The following is an 18,697-nucleotide window of genomic DNA, read 5'->3' on the forward strand; positions in this document are numbered from 1 at the left end:
TTGGTTGAATTGCAAAGCGCGTACCAGAATTTACGGCTGTAGCGTTTAAGCGCTCGTCAAGTAGGGAAAGTTGTATCGTTGCGACATTCTTTTTCCGACAATCATTTCCAGCGCCTTCTTTTCACGCACGCCATAACAAGACCCGCACACTTTCGGAGCAGTCATGACCAACCCGCTGATTCTCGAACCGCAGAAAACCGCCGATGCCTGTGTGATCTGGTTGCACGGCCTGGGTGCCGACCGTTACGACTTCCTACCAGTGGCCGAATTCATGCAGGAGCGCCTGCTCAGCACCCGTTTCGTCATGCCCCAGGCTCCAACCCGCCCGGTAACCATCAACGGCGGCTACGCCATGCCCAGCTGGTACGACATCAAGGCCATGACCCCGGCCCGTGCCATCGACGAGGCGCAGCTGGAAGAATCGGCCGAGCAGCTCATTGCCCTGATCAAGGCCGAGCAGGCCAAAGGCATCAGCCTGTCGCGGATCTTCCTGGCCGGTTTCTCCCAGGGCGGCGCGGTGGTGCTGCACACTGCCTATATAAAGTGGCAAGAAGCACTGGGTGGCGTGATCGCCCTGTCCACCTACGCCCCCACCTTCAACGACCAGCATCAGTTGAGCGCCTGCCAGCAACGCACCCCGGCCCTGTGCCTGCACGGCGTGCACGACCCGGTGGTGATCCCTTCCATGGGCCGCACCGCCTTCGAGTACCTGAATACCTGGGGCGTCGCCGCCCGCTGGCACGAATACCCGATGGAACATGAAGTGGTGGTGGAAGAGTTGAGCGACATCCACGACTGGCTGAGCAAGCAATTGCAATAAGCCAAGGCCGCCTGTAGTTGTAAGGCTATTCCACTACGCCGCGCCTGAATCTTGCTTTACACTGCCCGGCGTACATTCCTTAACCAGTTGACGAGACGATCGTGCTCAAGGCACTCAAGAAAATTTTCGGCAAGGGAGACGCCGCGCCACAGGCCGTCGCTCCTGCTGCCAGCGTGACGCTGCCTGCGCCCGCACCCGCCAGCGAGGCCCAGCCTGCGGCAAAACCGGCCGCCCCACGCGCCACCCCAGCACCACAGGCCGAACAGCCTGCCGCCGTTACGCCAGCCGCCGACAAGCCGGCCAAGGACAAACCGCGTCGCGAGCGCAAGCCCAAGCCGCAGGCCAGCCTGTGGAAACCGGAAGACTTCGTGGTCGAGCCGCAGGAAGGCAAGACCCGCTTCCACGACTTCAAGCTGTCCAACGAGGTGATGCACGCCATCCACGACCTGGGCTTCCCGTACTGCACGCCGATCCAGGCACAGGTGCTGGGTTACACCCTGCGTGGCCAGGACGCCATCGGCCGGGCCCAGACCGGTACCGGCAAGACTGCGGCGTTCCTGATCTCGATCATTTCCCAGCTGCAGCAAACGCCGCCGCCGAAGGAACGCTACATGGGCGAGCCACGCGCACTGATCATCGCGCCCACCCGCGAGCTGGTGGTGCAGATCGCCAAGGATGCCATCGCCCTGACCAAGTACACCGGCCTGAACGTGATGAGCTTCGTCGGCGGCATGGACTTCGACAAGCAGCTCAAGGCCCTGGAAGCGCGCCATTGCGACATCCTGGTGGCCACTCCGGGCCGCCTGCTGGACTTCAACCAGCGCGGCGAGGTGCACCTGGACATGGTCGAGGTGATGGTGCTGGACGAAGCCGACCGCATGCTCGACATGGGTTTCATCCCCCAGGTGCGCCAGATCATTCGCCAGACGCCGCCGAAAAGCGAGCGCCAGACCCTGCTGTTCTCCGCCACCTTCACCGACGATGTGATGAACCTGGCCAAGCAATGGACCACCAACCCGGCCATCGTCGAGATCGAGCCGGAGAACGTTGCCAGCGAAACGGTGGAGCAGCACGTCTATGCGGTGGCCGGCAGCGACAAGTACAAGCTGCTGTACAACCTGGTGACCCAGAACAAGTGGGAACGGGTGATGGTGTTCGCCAACCGCAAGGACGAAGTGCGGCGCATCGAGGAAAAACTCGTGCGCGACGGCATCAATGCCGCGCAGTTGTCGGGCGACGTGCCGCAGCACAAGCGTATCCGTACCCTGGAGAACTTCCGCGAAGGGCGCATCACCGTGCTGGTGGCCACCGACGTGGCGGGGCGTGGCATTCACATCGATGGCATCAGCCACGTGATCAACTTCACCCTGCCGGAAGACCCGGACGACTACGTGCACCGCATTGGCCGGACAGGCCGTGCGGGCACCAGTGGTGTGTCGATCAGCTTTGCCGGTGAGGATGACTCGTACCAGCTGCCCGCGATCGAAGAGCTGCTGGGGCGCAAGATCAAGTGTGAAATGCCGCCGGATGAGCTGCTGAAGCCGGTGCCGCGCAAGCACCATTGACCTATGCCGGCCTCTTCGCGGGTAAACCCGCTCCCACAGGTACTGCACAGCTTCCGAAACCTGTGCAGTACCTGTGGGAGCGGGTTCACCCGCGAACCGGGGCTCCGCCCCGGCCATCAAACAAGGATCTACCAGCGCCCAGCGGCATCCTGGTCACTCTGCTTCCCTTCCACCCACCGTGCCCCTTCCTGGGTATTTTCCTTCTTCCAGAACGGCGCCCGGGTCTTCAGGTAGTCCATGATGAAGTTGCAGGCATCGAACGCCGCCTGCCGATGGGCACTGGCCACACCGACGAACACGATCGGTTCGCCCGGTTCCAGCGCACCGATGCGGTGCAGCACCTCCACCTTGAGCAACGGCCAGCGCTGCTCGGCCTCGACCACGATCTTGGCCAGGGCCTTTTCGGTCATGCCCGGATAGTGCTCGAGGAACATCCCCGCCACTTCACGGCCATCGTTGAAATCCCGCACGTAGCCGACAAAACCGACCACCGCGCCCACGCCGACATTCGCCGCGTGCATGGTATTGGTCTCGGCCCCCGGGTCGAACGCGCCCTCCTGTACTCGCACAGCCATGTTCAGCCTCCGGTCACCGGCGGGAAGAACGCCACTTCATCGCCCTCTTCCAGCGGCTCATCAAGCTTGCACAGTTCTTCGTTGCGCGCACACATCAGGTTCTGCTCGGCCAGCACTTCGTACTGCCCGCCCTTGGCCACCAAGGCCTGGCGCACATCGTCGAGCACCGTGAACGCGCCCTCCACCCGCTCGGCATCCACGCCCAGCAGTTCGCGGTAACGGGCGAAGTACATCACCTTGACCTTCATCACGCCTCCGCCTTGTAGTGGCCGCTCTTGCCGCCGAGTTTTTCCAGCAGGCGCACCTGCTCGATGACCATACCTTTATCCACAGCCTTGCACATGTCATAGATCGTCAGCGCGGCAACGCTGGCGGCGGTCAGCGCCTCCATCTCCACGCCGGTCTGCCCGGCCAGCTTGCAGCGGGCGACGATACGCACGGCGTCCTGCCCCTCGGCGCTGAGCTCGACCTTGACGCTGGTCAGCATCAACGGGTGGCACAGCGGGATCAGGTCGCTGGTCTTCTTCGCCGCCTGGATCCCGGCAATGCGCGCCACGGCGAACACGTCGCCCTTGGGGTGTTCACCGTCGACGATCATCTGCAAGGTCTGCGGCAACATGCGCACCCGCGCCTCGGCGGAGGCCTCGCGCTCGGTCACGGCCTTTTCAGTGACGTCGACCATGTTGGCCCGCCCCTGGGAATCAAGATGTGTCAGCACTGCTCTGCTCCTGTGAAGGGAACTCGCAGTGTAAACCTGTGAGTCAGGTTTGAGCAGAGGGGTGCGTCAACCGTGCCCGCGAAAAAGCCGGGCGGCGAACCGCCCGGCGAAGAGGGTTACAGATGCGACTCGGCGTACTCGGCCAGCACCGAGCGTGGCACGCCCTGCAGGGTGATGTGCACGCCATGGGGGAAGTCCTTGAAGCGCTCGGTCAGGTAGGTCAGGCCCGAGCTGGTCGCGGACAGGTAGGGGGTGTCGATCTGCGCCAGGTTGCCCAGGCAGACCACCTTGGACCCGGAGCCGGCACGGGTGATGATGGTTTTCATCTGGTGCGGCGTCAGGTTCTGGCACTCGTCGATCAGGATCAGGCTCTGCTGGAAGCTACGGCCACGAATGTAGTTCAGCGACTTGAACTGCAATGGCACGCGCTCGAGGATGTACTCGACGCTGCCATGGGTGCTCTCGTCATCCATGTGCAAGGCTTCGAGGTTGTCGGTGATGGCGCCCAGCCACGGTTCCATCTTCTCGGCCTCGGTGCCCGGCAGGAAGCCGATCTCCTGGTCCAGCCCCTGCACGCTGCGGGTGGCGATGATGCGCCGGTAGCGCTTGCTGACCATGGTCTGTTCGATGGCCGCGGCCAGGGCCAGGATGGTCTTGCCGGAACCGGCGGCGCCGGTCAGGTTGACCAGGTGGATATCCGGGTCGAGCAGGGCGAACAGCGCCAGGCTCTGGTGGATGTCACGCGGCTTCAGGCCCCAGGCTTCCTGGTGCAGCAGCGGTTCCTGGTGCAGGTCGAGCAACAGCAGCTCATCGTTGCGGATACCCTTGATCCAGCCGACGAAGCCCTGTTCATCGATGATGAACTCGTTGACGTGAACCGCCGGCAGGTTGTCGATCAATTGCACACGGTGCCAGGTGCGGCCACGCTCCTGGCGGGTATCGACCTTGCTCACCCGGTCCCAGAACGAGCCGGTGACCGAATGGTAGCCCTTGGACAGCAAGGACACGTCATCGACCAGCTGGTCGGTGCTGTAGTCCTCGGCCGCGATGCCACAGGCACGCGCCTTCAGGCGCATGTTGATGTCTTTGGTGACCAGCACAACGTCCAGGTCGGTGCGCCGGGCCCGTACTTCGAGCAACTGGTTGATGATGATGTTGTCGTTGAGGTTTTCCGGCAGCAGCTTGTTCGGCTCGTTGCGCGGAGTCATCAGGATGGACAGGAAGCCCTTGGGCCCGCTCTTGCCACGCTGGATCGGCACGCCCTGCTCGACATCGCTGGGCGAGGCGTCACCAAGGGTCTGGTCGATCAGCCGAATGGCCTGGCGGCATTCGGCGGCGATGGTCTGTTTGCCGGTCTTGAGCTTGTCGAGTTCCTCCAGCACCGTCATCGGGATGGCGACATGGTGCTCCTCGAAGTTCAGTAACGCGTTGGGGTCGTGAATCAGGACGTTGGTATCGAGCACATACAGGATAGGCTTGCTGGAGGAAGGGTTGCGTCCTTGGTCATCCATACTCGGTCACCTTATGTCGAAGCCACACGGCGTGGTCTGTTACGCCGCAGAGTGACTGCCGCTGTCCCCGTATCCGCGTTGTTACGGGCGGGAAGCGAACCTGGCTAGGTGGGCCTGGATGACGCCACCTGTGCTGCAGGAATCGGCTGTCTGGTTTCTTCATACCGCAAAAATGATGACTAAAAAAAGTCTTTTTACGTGCAGGTGAAGTTTATTTTTCCAAATGACGAACAGGGGTTGGCGAGGGGGCGCGTGAGGACTACAGTCAAAAATCAAGCTGCCATTGCATGGGCCAACGCCAGCAAGCCATGCACCTAACCTGTAAGAGCAACTGTGTTGTGTTGCCTGTACTGGCCTCATCGCCGGCAAGCCAGCTCCCACAGGGACAGCGCATGGCTTGAGGCCGATGCGGTCGAGGTGGGAGCTGGCTTGCCGGCGATGGGCTGCGTAGCAGCCCTCTCTCACCCCTGGTTGGCATATCCCTGGCAATCTTCCCAACCAATCCCGCTCTGCGCCGTATTGCGCAACAACCACTCCACCGCAGGCTGCGCCTTGGGCAGGCTGTCATGGAACTGGATCACCCCCTTGCGCCACAGCAGCATCAAGGTGAGCACCCGCTGGGCAGAGGCCTCGGCGCTCAGTGCGCCATCATCCTGGGCATCGATGTCCCACAACGATACCTGCAACTGCTGGCTGGCCATGAACGCCTCGCCATCGGCCCTACGCTGCCCATAAGGCGGCCGAAACAACGGCACATACTGCTCCGGCAGGTCGGCCTGCACCCGCGCCTGGCTACGCCGCAGCGAGTCCTGCCAGCCTGTCCACTGCGCATGGGAGCGGTACTCCCAACCCTGTATTCCCACGCACTGCCCGCCATAGAGCTGGCGCAAGGCATCTGCCGCCCCGGCGTCGCGCCGTTGCTGCAGGCGGTTGCCGAGCACGAAGAACGTGCCTTCAAGCTTTTGCCGGCGCAGGTAATCAGCCAGCAGGTCGGTACTGCCGCCATCAGGCCCGGGGCCGCCGACGAAGGTCAGCAGGAACATGCGGTCGTTCAGTTCATCCCCATTGCGCTCGCGTGAGGACAGCCGCTCCACCTCGCTGCTGGTCTGCGGCAGCAACGCCGCCTTGCGCAGTTGTTCGTCCAGGTAACGCACATGGAACTGGTGGCTCGGCTCGATCCAATCGGTGTAGAAAGTGCCGACATCGGCAGCGAACGTCGCCGCTTGCGTACGTAACTCCGCCATCGACGTCACCGGGTAGCAGAACGACGCATCCTGCTCGCAACTGCGCTGCGCCTGTTGATAACCTTCCCACAACCGCTGCCACATGCGCGCCCGCACCAGGCGTACCTTCTGCAGGTTTACCTGCCGTAGCCCCAAGCGTGCCGCCAGCGCCGCGTCGTCCAGCAGTTCGCTTTCGTGCAGCACCTGGGCGAACGAGAGGATTTCGGCCCGCGAGGCCACATCGAACAACGCCGGGTTGTCCAGCTGTTCGGGCCAGAGGCTGCGGTCCAGGCTCACCTGGGGTGAAGGGGCGGCTTGCACGGCCAGGCTCAGCAGAGCGGCCAGCAAGGCAGAGGCAATACGCACGGTTGAAGGCTCCGCAACGGCGAAACGCGCACTATAGCCTCTGCACCGGCCATGGTCTGTGACTATCGTCGCCATAGTTTGGACTTGCACCGTCCAGCCCGTAGAATTCCCGGCCAACGATGCCAGGAGCCGACCCGATGCTGACGGTGATTTCCCCCGCCAAGACCCTCGACTACGACACCCCGCCGGTGACCGAGCGTTTCACCCTGCCCCAGTACCTGGACGACTCCCAGGAGCTGATCCAGCAGCTGCGCGACCTGTCGCCGGCGCAGATCAGCGAACTGATGCACCTGTCCGACAAGCTCGCCGGCCTGAATGCCGCGCGCTTCGGCAGCTGGACCCCGGACTTCACCCCGGCCAATGCCAAGCAGGCGCTGCTGGCGTTCAAGGGTGACGTGTATACCGGCCTCGACGCCGAAAGCCTTGGCGAGGACGATTTCAGCTACGCCCAGCAGCACTTGCGCATGCTTTCGGGCCTGTATGGCCTGCTGCGCCCGCTCGACCTGATGCAACCTTACCGCCTGGAAATGGGCACCAAGCTGGCCAACGCCCGCGGCAAGGACCTGTACGCCTTCTGGGGCACGCGCATCAGCGAATGGCTGAACCAGGCCCTGGCCGAACAGGGCGATGACGTGCTGCTGAACCTGGCCAGCAACGAGTATTTCAGCGCGGTGAAACGCAGCGCGCTGAAGGCCCGGGTGATCAACGTCGACTTCAAGGACCTGAAGAACGGCCAGTACAAGATCATCAGCTTCTACGCCAAGAAAGCCCGCGGCATGATGAGCCGCTTCGTCATCCAGCAGCGCATCAGCGACCCGGAGCAGCTCAAGCAGTTCGATGTGCAGGGGTACTACTACAGTGCCGAACAGTCGAAGCCGGACCACCTGGTGTTCCTGCGGGATCATCCTTCCGAGTGATCCTGTCACGCCCCCTTCGCGGCTAAAGCCGCTCCCACAGGTACCCCACTGAACTCAAGATCAGTGCAAAACCTGTGGGAGCGGCTTTAGCCGCGAAGAGGCCAGCAGCCATTATGCACCTCCCCTGCCCTGCAACAGGGCACACTTCATATCGCCATCACGCCACAAATCCGACGCCAAAAAATCGACAGACCGTAACTTATAGCCAAACGCCATAAGACCGTTCGTAGCTTTTTTGACGAATTTTTCAAAATATTTTTCGATGCTGGCATAAAAATATCTCGCAACAGTTTCGCCCTTTATATATCGGGGCAAAACACCCGCGTGCTATCAGATTGAAATTGTCTGCCACTGAAAAAATATTTAGAAATCTTTCATCCACGCCGAACCCACCCCGGAACTTCTGCTACGACGAATCGCTCATAGTGCCGTAACGATTTTCCTGCCCCCGGGCTGTGAGAGATGACTTACAGATGACAACGGCAGGTATCCACTACCAGCCCCAACAACTTCGACAGGTATGACGGGCAACCCCCGAAGACCCTGTCCATGCAGGAGAGACGCGTCCCTTTCAATTCGTCCTAGTGGTTGATTTCAAAGGATTTTTCCACTTGAAAAAACAAGCACAGCAAAGCGCCACGTAGCGCCTTGCAATAAAGACGGCTGCATTCCAGGGCACGTTTTTTAATTAATGGCTTTTTACTGCCACATTTGAGTGCATAACTTTTTGCGCTCCGGATTTATTTTGCCTGCGCTCGGCGAAGTGTGCATTTCGCCATGGATCCGTGCGCCCGAAAACTGTTGTTAATCAACCCAGTCCGGCTCTCTCCGGAGGCGCCGGCGTGATAAACACATGAGGTGATAGCGATGCGTATCAGCATCTTTGGTTTGGGTTATGTGGGTGCAGTCTGTGCAGGCTGCCTGACGGCGCGAGGCCATGAAGTGATCGGTGTGGACGTGTCCAGCACCAAGATCGACCTGATCAATCAGGGCAAGTCGCCCATCGTCGAACCTGGCCTGGAAGCACTGCTGCAACAGGGCATCGCCAACGGCCGCCTGCGCGGTACTACCGATTTCGCCGAAGCCATCCGTGCCAGCGACGTATCGATGATCTGCGTGGGTACCCCAAGCAAGAAGAACGGCGACCTGGGCCTCGAGTACATCGAGTCGGTATGCCGCGAAATCGGCTACGTGCTGCGTGACAGCGAGCGCCGCCACACCATCGTGGTACGCAGCACCGTGCTGCCGGGTACCGTGAAGAACGTGGTGATCCCGATCCTCGAAGACTGCTCGGGCAAGAAAGCCGGCGTCGACTTCGGCGTTGCGGTCAACCCGGAATTCCTGCGTGAAAGCACCGCGATCAAGGACTACGACCAGCCACCGATGACCGTCATCGGCGAACTGGACACCGCCAGCGGCGACATCCTGCAGGCCCTGTACGAAGAGCTCGACGCACCGATCATCCGCAAGCCGATCGAAGTGGCCGAGATGATCAAGTACACCTGCAACGTGTGGCACGCCACCAAGGTCACCTTCGCCAACGAGATCGGCAACATTGCCAAGGCCGTAGGCGTGGATGGCCGTGATGTGATGGACGTGGTCTGCCAGGACAAAGTGCTGAACCTGTCCCAGTACTACATGCGCCCTGGCTTCGCCTTCGGCGGCTCGTGCCTGCCCAAGGACGTACGCGCCCTCACCTATCGCGCCGCCAGCCTCGATGTACGCGCACCGCTGCTCGACTCGCTGATGCGCAGCAACGAATCGCAGGTGCAGAACGCCTTCGAACTGATCGAAGCCCACGACAAGCGCAAGGTCGCCCTGCTCGGCCTGAGCTTCAAGGCCGGCACCGACGACCTGCGTGAAAGCCCGCTGGTGGAACTGGCCGAACGCCTGATCGGCAAGGGCTACCAGCTGGACATCTACGACGAGAACGTCCAGTACGCCCGCGTCCACGGCGCCAACAAGGACTACATCGAGTCGAAGATCCCGCACGTGTCGTCGCTGCTCAACGCCGACTTCCAGAAGGTGATCGACAACGCCGACATCATCGTCCTGGGCAACCGTGACGAGCAGTTCCGTGCACTGGCCCAGCAAGCGCCGGCCGGCAAGCACGTGATCGACCTGGTCGGCTTCATGAGCAAACCGACCTGCGCCACCAGCCGTACCGAAGGCATCTGCTGGTAAGTGCTGGCCGGGCAGCGGGGGCCTCCCCACCCCCGCTGCCCACCTTTTCCCGAATTCTCGACGGATGCTGAACATGCAAAGGATCCAGACAGTGCTGTTGCAGTGCGCCGGTTGGCTGCTCTACATGAGTCTGCTCATGCTGATCGCCCTGGCCCTGCCAGCCGATATCTTCGACTCGCAATCGAAGCACTTCATCTTCCTGGTCGGCGCAGTCGGCATCTGGCGCTATTCCATGGGCGCCACCCATTTCATCCGCGGCATGATCTTCCTCTACGGCGTGTACCCGTACCTGCGCCGCAAGGTGCAGAAGATGGGCAAGGACGCCGACCCGTCCCACGTGTACCTGATGGTGACCAGCTTCCGCATCGAAGCACTCACCACCGCCCAGGTGTACAGCTCGGTGATCCGCGAGGCGATCAACTGTGGCTTCCCCACCACCGTGGTCTGCTCGCTGGTGGAGATGTCGGACGAACTGCTGGTGAAAAGCCTGTGGGCCAAATACAACCCGCCAGCCCACGTGAAGCTGGACATCGTGCGCATCGCCGGTACCGGCAAGCGTGACGGCCTGGCCTACGGTTTCCGTGCGATCTCGCGCATGCTGCCGGACGAGAACGCCGTGGTGGCGGTGATCGACGGCGACACCGTGCTGGGCGATGGCGTGGTACGCAAGACCGTGCCGTGGTTCAAGCTGTTCCCCAACGTCGGCGGCCTGACCACCAACGAGTTCTGCGAAGTGCGTGGCGGCTACATCATGAGCGAGTGGCACAAGCTGCGCTTTGCCCAGCGCCACATCAACATGTGCTCGATGGCCCTGTCCAAGCGCGTGCTGACCATGACCGGGCGCATGTCGATGTTCCGCGCCAGCGTGGTGACCAACCCCGAGTTCATCGCCGACGTCGAAAGCGACTCGCTGATGCACTGGCGCCTGGGCCGCTTCAAGTTCCTCACCGGTGACGACAAGTCCAGCTGGTTCAGCCTGATGCGCCTGGGCTACGACACCTTCTACGTGCCGGACGCCGCCATCAACACGGTCGAGCACCCACCGGAGAAGAGTTTCCTCAAGGCCAGCCGCAAGCTGATGTACCGCTGGTACGGCAACAACCTGCGGCAGAACTCCCGCGCGCTTGGCCTGGGCCTGCGCCGCCTGGGGCTGTTCACCAGCATCGTGCTGTTCGACCAGCGCGTGTCGATGTGGACCAGCCTGCTGGGCCTGACCGTGGCGGTGATCGCCAGCCTCAAGTTCGGCCTGGGCTTCCTGCTGGTGTACCTGCTGTGGATCGGCATCACCCGCCTGATCCTCACCATCATGCTGCTGTGCTCCGGCCACAACGTCGGCCCGGCCTACCCGCTGATTCTCTATTACAACCAGATCATCGGCGCGCTGATGAAGATCTACGTGTTCTTCCGCCTCGACAAGCAGTCCTGGACGCGTCAGCCCACTGCCCTCAAGCGTGACCTCGCCAGCTTTCAACAATGGTTCAACACCTGGTCCTCGCGGACCATGACCTTCTCGGCTGCCAGCATCTTCGTTGCTGTGCTGTTCATGGTCGTGTGAGCCCAACCCGGATCGGAACTAACAGGAACAAACCACATGAATACCGCCGTGAACGTCAACGTCGTGCATGAGTCCGAAGCCCAGCGCCAGCATGCCCGGGTACGCATCCCCGCCAAGCTGCGGTTCCTCGACCCTCAGCGCCAGGCCCACGATGTGAAGGTCGACGACCTCTCCGCCGGTGGCCTGAGCTTCCACACCAAGCAACCACTGTCGGTTGGCGACGTGCTCCGCGGGCGGCTGCAGTTCACGGTCGACAACCTCGGCCTGTCGATGGACATCGAGTTCCAGGTGCGCTCCTACAACCCGGGCAGTGGCCGAACCGGCGCCCAGTTCCAGAACCTCGAGCCCCGCGATATCGCCACGCTGCGCCACATCATCACCTCGCACCTGTCGGGTGAGCTGATCACTGCCGGCGATGTGCTCAGCACCTTGCAGCGCGACAACTTCACCAAGGCGCGCAAGCAGAAGGACGGCGGTGCCGGCCTGAGCGCCTTCGGCCGCCTCAAGGCGGTTACCGTCACCCTCGGCGTGTTCGTGGTCGGTGTCGCCGCCTTCGGCTTCATCGCCAAGTCGCTGTACGGCATGTACTTCGTCAGCCATGCCGAAGCCGGCGTGGTAGCGGTACCCACCACCAACGTCACCATGCCGCGCGACGGCACCGTGAACAGCCTGGTCGAAAGCGGTGGGCAGATCGCCAAGGGCGCGCCACTGGCCAGCTTCACCACCAGCATGCTGGACATGCTCAAGGGCAACCTGGAAGACGCACAGCTGGAGCCGGCGAAGATCGAGGAACTGTTCGGCAAACAACTGTCCGGCACCCTCACCAGCCCATGTGATTGCGTGGTTGCCCGCCAGCTGGTGGACAACGGCCAGTACGCCGCCAAGGGCCAGCCGATCTTCCAGCTGATCCCGCGCACCACCAACCCGATGATCGAGGCGCGCTTCACCTACCGCCAGTTCGACGAGGTCAAGCCAGGTACCCGGGTCAACTTCCAGGTAGCCGGCGAAGACGAAGTACGCACCGGCCAGATCGTCAGCAGCGCCAGCCTCAACAGCGAAGACCTGGCCGCCGACATCCGCGTGCAGATCAAGCCCGACAGCGCCCTGCCCGCCGAACTCGCCGGTCGCCCGGCTTCGGTCAACAGCGACCGTGGCCCATCGCTGAACTGGCTGATCGACAAAGCCATGGCCCGTGGGCTGTAAGAGGACAAGCCTATGACTAGCAGACAACCCGATACCTGTGGGAGCTGGCTTGCCGGCGATCGAGTGCGCAGCACTCGCCCAGCAGATGTATCGCCTGCACTGGCCAATCGCCGGCAAGCCAGCTCCCACAGGGTTCGTGTGAACCTTGGTCTGTGTGGCCTGGCCATGGCCATCGCCCTGGCCGGCTGTGCAGGCCTGCCCGACCAGCGCCTGGCCAACGAAGCCATGAAGCGCGGTGACACTGCATTGGCCGAGCGCAACTACAAGGCACTGGCCGACCTGGGCTACAGCGAAGCGCAAGTGGGCCTGGCCGATATCAAGGTCGCCACCCGCGATCCGGCGAAAATCAAGGAAGCCGAGGCCACCTACCGTGCCGCGGCCGCCATCTCGCCGCGTGCCCAGGCACGCCTAGGTCGCCTGCTGGTGGCCAAGCCCGACAGCACCCAGGCCGAGCGCGAAGAAGCCGAAACCCTGCTCAAGCAAGCCGCCAAGCAGGGCGAAAGCAACACCCTGATCCCGCTGGCGATGCTCTACCTGAGCTACCCGCAGAGCTTCCCCAAGGTCAACGCGCAGCAGCAGATCGACCAGTGGCGCGCCGCCGGCAACCCGGAAGCGGGCCTGGCCCAGGTGCTGCTGTACCGCACCCAGGGCACCTACGACCAGCACCTGGGCGAAGTGGAGAAAATCTGCAAGGCCGCGCTGAACACCACCGACATCTGCTACGTCGAACTGGCCACCGTGTACCAGAAGCGCGGCCAGGCCGACCAGCAGGCTGCCCTGCTCGGCCAGCTCAAGGCTGCCTACGCCCGTGGCGCAGTACCGGCCACCCGGGTCGACAGCGTTGCCCGGGTACTGGCTGACCGCAGCCTCGGCCAGACCGACGAGAAAACCGCCAAGGACCTGCTCGAGCAGGTGGCCCCGGCCAACCCGGCGTCCTGGGTCAGCCTGGCGCAACTGGTGTACGACTTCCCCGAGCTGGGCGATACCGACCAGCTGATGGCCTACATCGACAAGGGCCGCGAAGCCGAACAGCCACGCGCCGAACTGTTGCTGGGCCGCCTGTACTACGAAGGCAAGACCGTGCCTGCGGACGCGGCCAAAGCCGAACAACACCTGCAGGCTGCCGCCGACGCCGGCGAAGTCAGCGCCCATTACTACCTGGGCCAGCTGTACCGCCGCGGCTACCTGGGCAACGTCGAGCCACAAAAGGCCGTCGACCACCTGCTGGCCGCCGCCCGTGGTGGGCAGAACAGCGCCGACTATGCCCTGGCCCAGCTGTTCAGCGAAGGCCACGGCATTCGCCCGCAACCGGGCAACGCCTGGGTATTCGCCCAGCTGGCCCAGGCCAACCCGTCGCCGCAGTCCGCTGAATTGCTGCAGCAACTCGACCAGCAACTTACGCCTGACCAGCGCAGCCAGGCCCAGCAACTGCTGGCACAAGAAAAGCAGGCGCGCGGCAGCATGAGCCAGGGCGCCAACAGCACCCTGGCCATCGAAGCCCTGCAAGACGACGAAAAAGAAGTAACCGGTGAGGACTCGCTATGACGCTCAATCCCTTCGTGAAAGCTGGCATCGGCCTGAGCTTCGCCCTGCTGTGGTCCTGCCCGACCCTGGCGGAAATGACCGCTGAAAAGAACTTCGGCCTGGATGTGAAAATCACCGGCCAGTCGGAAGACGACCGTGACCTGGGCACCCGCTCCGGCGGCGACGTCAACGGCCTCGGTCTTGATCTGCGCCCTTGGGTATATGGCGAGCGTGGCAACTGGAGCGCCTATGCCATGGGCCAGGCCGTCACCGCGACCGACACCATCGAAACCGACACCCTGCGCCAGAACGACGACGGCACCAGCACCGATACCGCCGCCGATGGCCGTGAGCAGGACAAGAGCTACCTGGCCATGCGCGAATTCTGGGTCGGCTACAGCGGCCTGACCGCCTACCCTGGCGAGCAGCTGCGTTTCGGTCGCCAGCGCCTGCGCAGCGACGATGGCATGTGGCGTGACACCAACATCGAGGCGCTGAACTGGACCTTCGACACCACCCTGCTCAAGGCCGACCTGGGCGTGGCCCAGCGCTTCAGCGAATACCGCACCGACCTCACCGAGCTGGCCCCGGAAGACAAGGACCGCACGCACCTCTACGGCAACGTCGCCACGCAGTGGACCCCTGGCCACTGGGTCGGCGTACGCGCCCACCACACCCACGACGGCGGCAGCCTGAAGAACCCGGGCGAAACCGTCGATGCGCTGGACAAGACCCGCACCGGCGACCTCACCTGGCTGGGCCTGGAAGCCAACAGCGACGCCTACAACTGGCGCAACGACCACACCGTCAACTATTGGGGCAGCGTCACCTGGCTGACCGGTGATCGCGACACCCTTAGCAGCCAGGTCGTCGGTGACGAAACCGTGGCCACCGGCAAGCAGAGCGGTGATGTCAACGCCTGGGCCACCGACCTCGGCATCCGCCTGCGCCTCGACCCGCAATGGCAGGTCGGTGCGGCCTATGCCCGTGGCAGCGGCGGTGGTGGCGACGACGGTTCGAGCAACTACGAGCAGACCGGCCTCGAGAGCAACCGCTCCAACTACACCGGTACCCGTTCGCGCGTGCACCGCTTCGGTGAAGCCTTCCGTGGCGAGCTGGGCAACCTGCAGGCGGCCACCCTGTTCGCCTCCTGGCAGCTGCGCGACGACTACGACGCCAGCTTCATCTACCACAAGTTCTGGCGTGTCGATGGCAACCAGAACATCGGTTCCAGCGGCATCAACGCGGTGGTCAACGACAACGGTGTGAACCGCCCGCTGGTCGATGGCGAAAAAGACCTTGGCCAGGAAATGGACGTGGTCGTGACCAAGTACTTCAAGCAAGGCCTGCTGCCGGCTTCGATGAGCCAGGCAATCGACGAGCCATCTGCCCTGGTGCGCCTGCGTGCTGGCGTGTTCAAGCCGGGCGATGCCTACGGCAAGGAAGCGGACTCGTACATGCACCGCGCCTTCGTCGATGTGATCTGGCGCTTCTGAGGCCGGTAGAGGACTTACCGTTATGAACCTTCACCCGCACTTACGTCACAGCCTGTTGGCCAGCGCCTTGCTGCTGGCCAGCGGCCTGGTGGCTGCCGCAGAGCCCCAGGTGATCGCCAAGGAACTGCAGCAGGCCAAGACCTACACGGTCTCCAGCGCGCCGATCGAGCCGCTGCACATGGACCCGCCGAAGCTGCCCGACCTGACCGGCTACACCGCCGAAGCGGTGCAGAAGAAAATCGACCGCCGCCACAAGGGCAAGGTCAGCCTGCGCCGCATGTTCCAGGAGGATACCCTCAAGGAATTCGTCGGCGGCGACAACAAGGCGGCCGAATGGGTCCAGCGCCAGCATGGCATTCCGCAGGCGATCTTCGTCGATGACGGCCATGTCGACCTGGTCGAGCTGAGCAAGAAGGTACCCAAGCAGTACCTCAGCGAAGTCGAGCCGGGTGTGTACCTGGCGCGCCTGCCGATCGTGGTCGGGCAGAAGGGCATCCTCGAGATCGACGGCAAGGTCAAGCAACTGCGCCTGTCCCAGGAAGGCGGTTCGTTCCTGGTCAACGACGGCAAGCTGTTCGTCACCGACACCCAGGTGACCGGCTGGCGGGAAAAGGAAAACGGCCCGGCGACCTTCCGCTCGCCCAAGGAATTCCGCCCGTTCCTGCTGTCGTGGGGCGGCACCGAGACCTACATCGTCAATACCAAGATGGCCAGCTTCGGCTACGCCAAGTCCAAGTCGTACGGCGTGAGCATCTCGCAGTACACGCCGAACATGGCCAAGCGCATGGGCCGCCCGGAACCCACCGGCTGGATCATCGGCTCCGAGTTCAGCGACATGTGGTACGGCTTCTACTGCTACGAGACCCAGGACTTCGTGGTCAAGGACAGCACCTACCGCGACAACATCGTCTACGGCATCGACCCGCACGACCGCTCGCACCGGCTGATCATCGCCGGCAACACGGTGTACGGCACCAAGAAAAAGCACGGCATCATCGTTTCGCGTGAGGTCAACGACAGCTGGATCATCAACAACAAGAGCTTCGACAACAAGCTCTCGGGCGTGGTGATCGACCGTAACAGCGTCAACAACCTGATTGCCTACAACGAGATCTACCGCAACCACACCGACGGCATCACCCTGTACGAAAGTGGCGACAACCTGATCTGGGGCAACAAGCTGATCAAAAACCGCCGCCACGGCATCCGCGTACGTAACAGCGTGAACATCCGCCTGTACGAAAACGTCGCCATGGCCAACGGCCTGGTTGGCGTATACGGCCACATCAAGGACCTGTCCAACACCGACCGCGACATCGCCCTCGACCCGTTCGACACCAAGGTGTCGCTGATCCTGGTCGGTGGCGAACTGGCGGCCAACGGCTCGGGCCCGCTGTCGATCGACTCGCCGCTGTCGGTCGAGCTTTACAAGGTGTCCATGCTCGCCCCGCGCAAGGCCAACGGCATCAGCCTCAACGGCATCCTCGGCGAACGCCAGGACGAAATCCTCGACCTGCTGGTACGCCAGCAAAAGGCTGTGCTGATCGACCCGGTCGAACGCCAGACCGAAATGATCGATTAAGGAAGCCCAGACCATGACTCCACATCTGATGAAACTGCTGGGCCTGTCCGCCGCCCTTCTGGCGATCAGCCAGGGCGTGCGCGCCGAAGACGTCAAGGCCCCTACCTTCAGCGCCGAGCCTTGCTGCCAGCTGTGCCCTGAAGCGCATGACGCCAGCCGCTACACCACCCGTTACCAGCAGAACTTCACCACGCTGGTGCAGGCCCAAGGCGACTGGCTGTTCCGTACCCGCGAAGACCTGCGCACCGAGTTCAATACCACCCCGGCCGGCTACAAGCGCCTGCAGCAAGTGCACGACGCGTTCAAGAAGCGCGGCGTGGAACTGGTGGTGGTGTACCAGCCGACCCGTGGCCTGGTGAACCGCAACATGCTCAACCCGGCGGAAAAGGCTGCCTTCGACTACCAGAAGGCCCTGGGCAACTACCAGGCCATGCTCAAGCGCTTTGCCAGCATGGGCTACAACGTGCCCGACCTGTCGCCGCTGACCAACGAACAGCTGGCCGCTGCCGACCAGGGCAAGGACTTCTACTTCCGTGGCGACCAGCACTGGACGCCTTACGGCGCCGAGCGCGCGGCCAAGATCGTGGCCGATACCGTGCACAAGATGCCGGCTTTCGAAGGCATCCCGCGCAAGGAATTCGAAACGAAAAAGTCCGGGCGCATGGGCAAGACCGGCACCCTGCATAACGTGGCCGGCCAGCTGTGCGGCACCAGCTACGCCGTCCAGTACATGGACCAGTTCGCCACCGAGCCGAAAGGCTCCACCGGCGGCGGCGACGACCTGTTCGGTGACGGCGGCAACGCGCAGATCACCCTGGTCGGCACCAGCCACAGTGGCAAGAACTACAACTTCTCCGGCTTCCTCGAGCAGTACATCGGTGCCGACGTGCTCAACGTGGCCTTCCCTGGCGGTGGCCTGGAAGGTTCGATGATCCAGTACCTGGGTAGCGAGGAATTCCAGAAGAATCCGCCGAAGATCCTGATCTGGGAATTCTCCCCGCTGTATCGCCTGGACCAGGAAACCATCTGGCGGCAAATCCTTGGCCTGCTCGACGACGGCTGCGATGACCGCCCGGCCCTGATGAGCGCCAGCGCCACCCTCAAGCCCGGCAAGAACGAGCTGATGGTCAACGGCAAGGGCGGCGTGATCAAAGACCTGATCAACCGCAACATGCAGATGGACGTCAAGTTCGAAGACCCGTCGGTGAAGGTGCTGCAGGCCACCCTCTGGTACCTCAACGGCCGCCACGAGGACATCAAGCTGGAAAAACCGGAAACCTCCGACACCGACGGCCGCTTCGTCTTCCAGATGCGCGAAGACGAGGACTGGGCCAGCCAGAGCCTGTTGGCGTTCGAGGTGCAGGGGCCGGAAAGCGGTACCCAGAAGGTCGAAGCCAAGCTCTGCAAACGCAACAACTTCGCCGTGCCCGCGCAGACCGCGCAGGCCGGCCAGTGAGG

At 62.8% G+C, this 18,697-nt stretch carries 15 protein-coding genes; 10 read left to right on the forward strand and 5 right to left on the reverse strand.

What is annotated here, in order from left to right; translation table 11 throughout:
- Positions 1-163 precede the first annotated feature (163 nt).
- Together CAG34_RS20950 and rhlB are read left to right on the forward strand one after the other, a co-directional pair.
- Complete coding sequence (locus tag CAG34_RS20950; RefSeq protein WP_025340573.1) at positions 164-820, forward strand: alpha/beta hydrolase; 657 nt, start codon at positions 164-166, stop codon at positions 818-820.
- A 101-nt stretch (positions 821-921) separates the two neighbouring features.
- On the forward strand, positions 922-2,385 hold the full coding sequence (gene rhlB / locus CAG34_RS20955) for an ATP-dependent RNA helicase RhlB (RefSeq protein ID WP_025340574.1): 1,464 nt from the start codon (positions 922-924) through the stop codon (positions 2,383-2,385).
- A 128-nt stretch (positions 2,386-2,513) separates the two neighbouring features.
- Here rhlB and moaE read toward each other — a convergent pair whose 3' ends face one another.
- From moaE to CAG34_RS20980, 5 genes are all read right to left on the reverse strand, one after another.
- A complete protein-coding gene (gene moaE, locus CAG34_RS20960) occupies positions 2,514-2,960 on the reverse strand; it encodes a molybdopterin synthase catalytic subunit MoaE (RefSeq protein ID WP_085592159.1) in 447 nt (148 codons plus the stop codon).
- A 2-nt stretch (positions 2,961-2,962) separates the two neighbouring features.
- On the reverse strand, positions 2,963-3,208 hold the full coding sequence (gene moaD / locus CAG34_RS20965; protein ID WP_025340576.1) for a molybdopterin converting factor subunit 1: 246 nt from the start codon (positions 3,206-3,208) through the stop codon (positions 2,963-2,965).
- Positions 3,208-3,678 carry a cyclic pyranopterin monophosphate synthase MoaC gene (gene moaC / locus CAG34_RS20970; RefSeq protein ID WP_085592161.1) on the reverse strand — a complete coding sequence of 157 codons (471 nt, stop codon included), beginning with the start codon at positions 3,676-3,678 and terminating at the stop codon, positions 3,208-3,210. The genes moaD and moaC overlap by 1 nt, the downstream gene beginning before the upstream one ends.
- A 116-nt stretch (positions 3,679-3,794) precedes the next feature.
- On the reverse strand, positions 3,795-5,189 hold the full coding sequence (locus tag CAG34_RS20975) for a PhoH family protein (RefSeq protein ID WP_013974146.1): 1,395 nt from the start codon (positions 5,187-5,189) through the stop codon (positions 3,795-3,797).
- A 461-nt stretch (positions 5,190-5,650) separates the two neighbouring features.
- Positions 5,651-6,778 (reverse strand): polysaccharide deacetylase family protein, encoded by a 1,128-nt coding sequence (locus CAG34_RS20980; RefSeq protein WP_085592163.1) that lies wholly within the window; start codon positions 6,776-6,778, stop codon positions 5,651-5,653.
- 137 nt (positions 6,779-6,915) lie between these two features.
- On the opposite strand from CAG34_RS20980, the gene yaaA reads away from it, so the two are divergent.
- The 8 genes from yaaA to CAG34_RS21020 all read left to right on the forward strand — a co-directional run bounded on the left by yaaA (position 6,916) and on the right by CAG34_RS21020 (position 18,695).
- Positions 6,916-7,695 carry a peroxide stress protein YaaA gene (yaaA, locus tag CAG34_RS20985; RefSeq protein ID WP_061552453.1) on the forward strand — a complete coding sequence of 260 codons (780 nt, stop codon included), beginning with the start codon at positions 6,916-6,918 and terminating at the stop codon, positions 7,693-7,695.
- A gap of 867 nt (positions 7,696-8,562) precedes the next feature.
- Positions 8,563-9,879 (forward strand): nucleotide sugar dehydrogenase, encoded by a 1,317-nt coding sequence (locus CAG34_RS20990; RefSeq protein WP_085592165.1) that lies wholly within the window; start codon positions 8,563-8,565, stop codon positions 9,877-9,879.
- 73 nt (positions 9,880-9,952) lie between these two features.
- A complete protein-coding gene (locus CAG34_RS20995) occupies positions 9,953-11,434 on the forward strand; it encodes a glycosyltransferase family 2 protein (RefSeq protein WP_003257137.1) in 1,482 nt (493 codons plus the stop codon).
- A gap of 36 nt (positions 11,435-11,470) precedes the next feature.
- Positions 11,471-12,637 (forward strand): alginate biosynthesis protein Alg44, encoded by a 1,167-nt coding sequence (locus tag CAG34_RS21000; RefSeq protein ID WP_025340581.1) that lies wholly within the window; start codon positions 11,471-11,473, stop codon positions 12,635-12,637.
- 165 nt (positions 12,638-12,802) lie between these two features.
- Positions 12,803-14,182: an alginate biosynthesis TPR repeat lipoprotein AlgK gene (gene algK, locus CAG34_RS21005; protein WP_085592167.1), complete on the forward strand. Its 1,380-nt coding sequence runs from the start codon at positions 12,803-12,805 to the stop codon at positions 14,180-14,182.
- Positions 14,179-15,657 (forward strand): alginate export family protein, encoded by a 1,479-nt coding sequence (locus CAG34_RS21010; RefSeq protein ID WP_013974153.1) that lies wholly within the window; start codon positions 14,179-14,181, stop codon positions 15,655-15,657. Before algK ends, CAG34_RS21010 begins: the two co-directional genes overlap by 4 nt.
- Before the next feature lie 22 nt (positions 15,658-15,679).
- Complete coding sequence (gene algG / locus CAG34_RS21015; RefSeq protein WP_085592169.1) at positions 15,680-17,239, forward strand: mannuronan 5-epimerase AlgG; 1,560 nt, start codon at positions 15,680-15,682, stop codon at positions 17,237-17,239.
- 13 nt (positions 17,240-17,252) lie between these two features.
- Positions 17,253-18,695: an alginate O-acetyltransferase gene (locus CAG34_RS21020; RefSeq protein WP_025340584.1), complete on the forward strand. Its 1,443-nt coding sequence runs from the start codon at positions 17,253-17,255 to the stop codon at positions 18,693-18,695.
- Positions 18,696-18,697: the final 2 nt, after the last annotated feature.

Source organism: Pseudomonas sp. B14(2017), assembly GCF_002113255.1.
GTDB classification, from domain to species: Bacteria; Pseudomonadota; Gammaproteobacteria; order Pseudomonadales; family Pseudomonadaceae; genus Aquipseudomonas; species Aquipseudomonas putida_Z.

Excerpts from the sequence above, each read along its gene's own strand:
- CAG34_RS20950 (WP_025340573.1), top strand. The coding sequence starts at position 164 with ATGACCAACCCGCTGATTCTCGAACCGCAGAAAACCGCCGATGCCTGT.
- moaE (WP_085592159.1), bottom strand. The coding sequence starts at position 2,960 with ATGGCTGTGCGAGTACAGGAGGGCGCGTTCGACCCGGGGGCCGAGACC.
- moaD (WP_025340576.1), bottom strand. The coding sequence starts at position 3,208 with ATGAAGGTCAAGGTGATGTACTTCGCCCGTTACCGCGAACTGCTGGGC.
- CAG34_RS20975 (WP_013974146.1), bottom strand. The coding sequence starts at position 5,189 with ATGGATGACCAAGGACGCAACCCTTCCTCCAGCAAGCCTATCCTGTAT.
- yaaA (WP_061552453.1), top strand. The coding sequence starts at position 6,916 with ATGCTGACGGTGATTTCCCCCGCCAAGACCCTCGACTACGACACCCCG.
- CAG34_RS20990 (WP_085592165.1), top strand. The coding sequence starts at position 8,563 with ATGCGTATCAGCATCTTTGGTTTGGGTTATGTGGGTGCAGTCTGTGCA.
- CAG34_RS20995 (WP_003257137.1), top strand. The coding sequence starts at position 9,953 with ATGCAAAGGATCCAGACAGTGCTGTTGCAGTGCGCCGGTTGGCTGCTC.
- CAG34_RS21000 (WP_025340581.1), top strand. The coding sequence starts at position 11,471 with ATGAATACCGCCGTGAACGTCAACGTCGTGCATGAGTCCGAAGCCCAG.
- algK (WP_085592167.1), top strand. The coding sequence starts at position 12,803 with ATGGCCATCGCCCTGGCCGGCTGTGCAGGCCTGCCCGACCAGCGCCTG.
- CAG34_RS21010 (WP_013974153.1), top strand. The coding sequence starts at position 14,179 with ATGACGCTCAATCCCTTCGTGAAAGCTGGCATCGGCCTGAGCTTCGCC.
- algG (WP_085592169.1), top strand. The coding sequence starts at position 15,680 with ATGAACCTTCACCCGCACTTACGTCACAGCCTGTTGGCCAGCGCCTTG.
- CAG34_RS21020 (WP_025340584.1), top strand. The coding sequence starts at position 17,253 with ATGACTCCACATCTGATGAAACTGCTGGGCCTGTCCGCCGCCCTTCTG.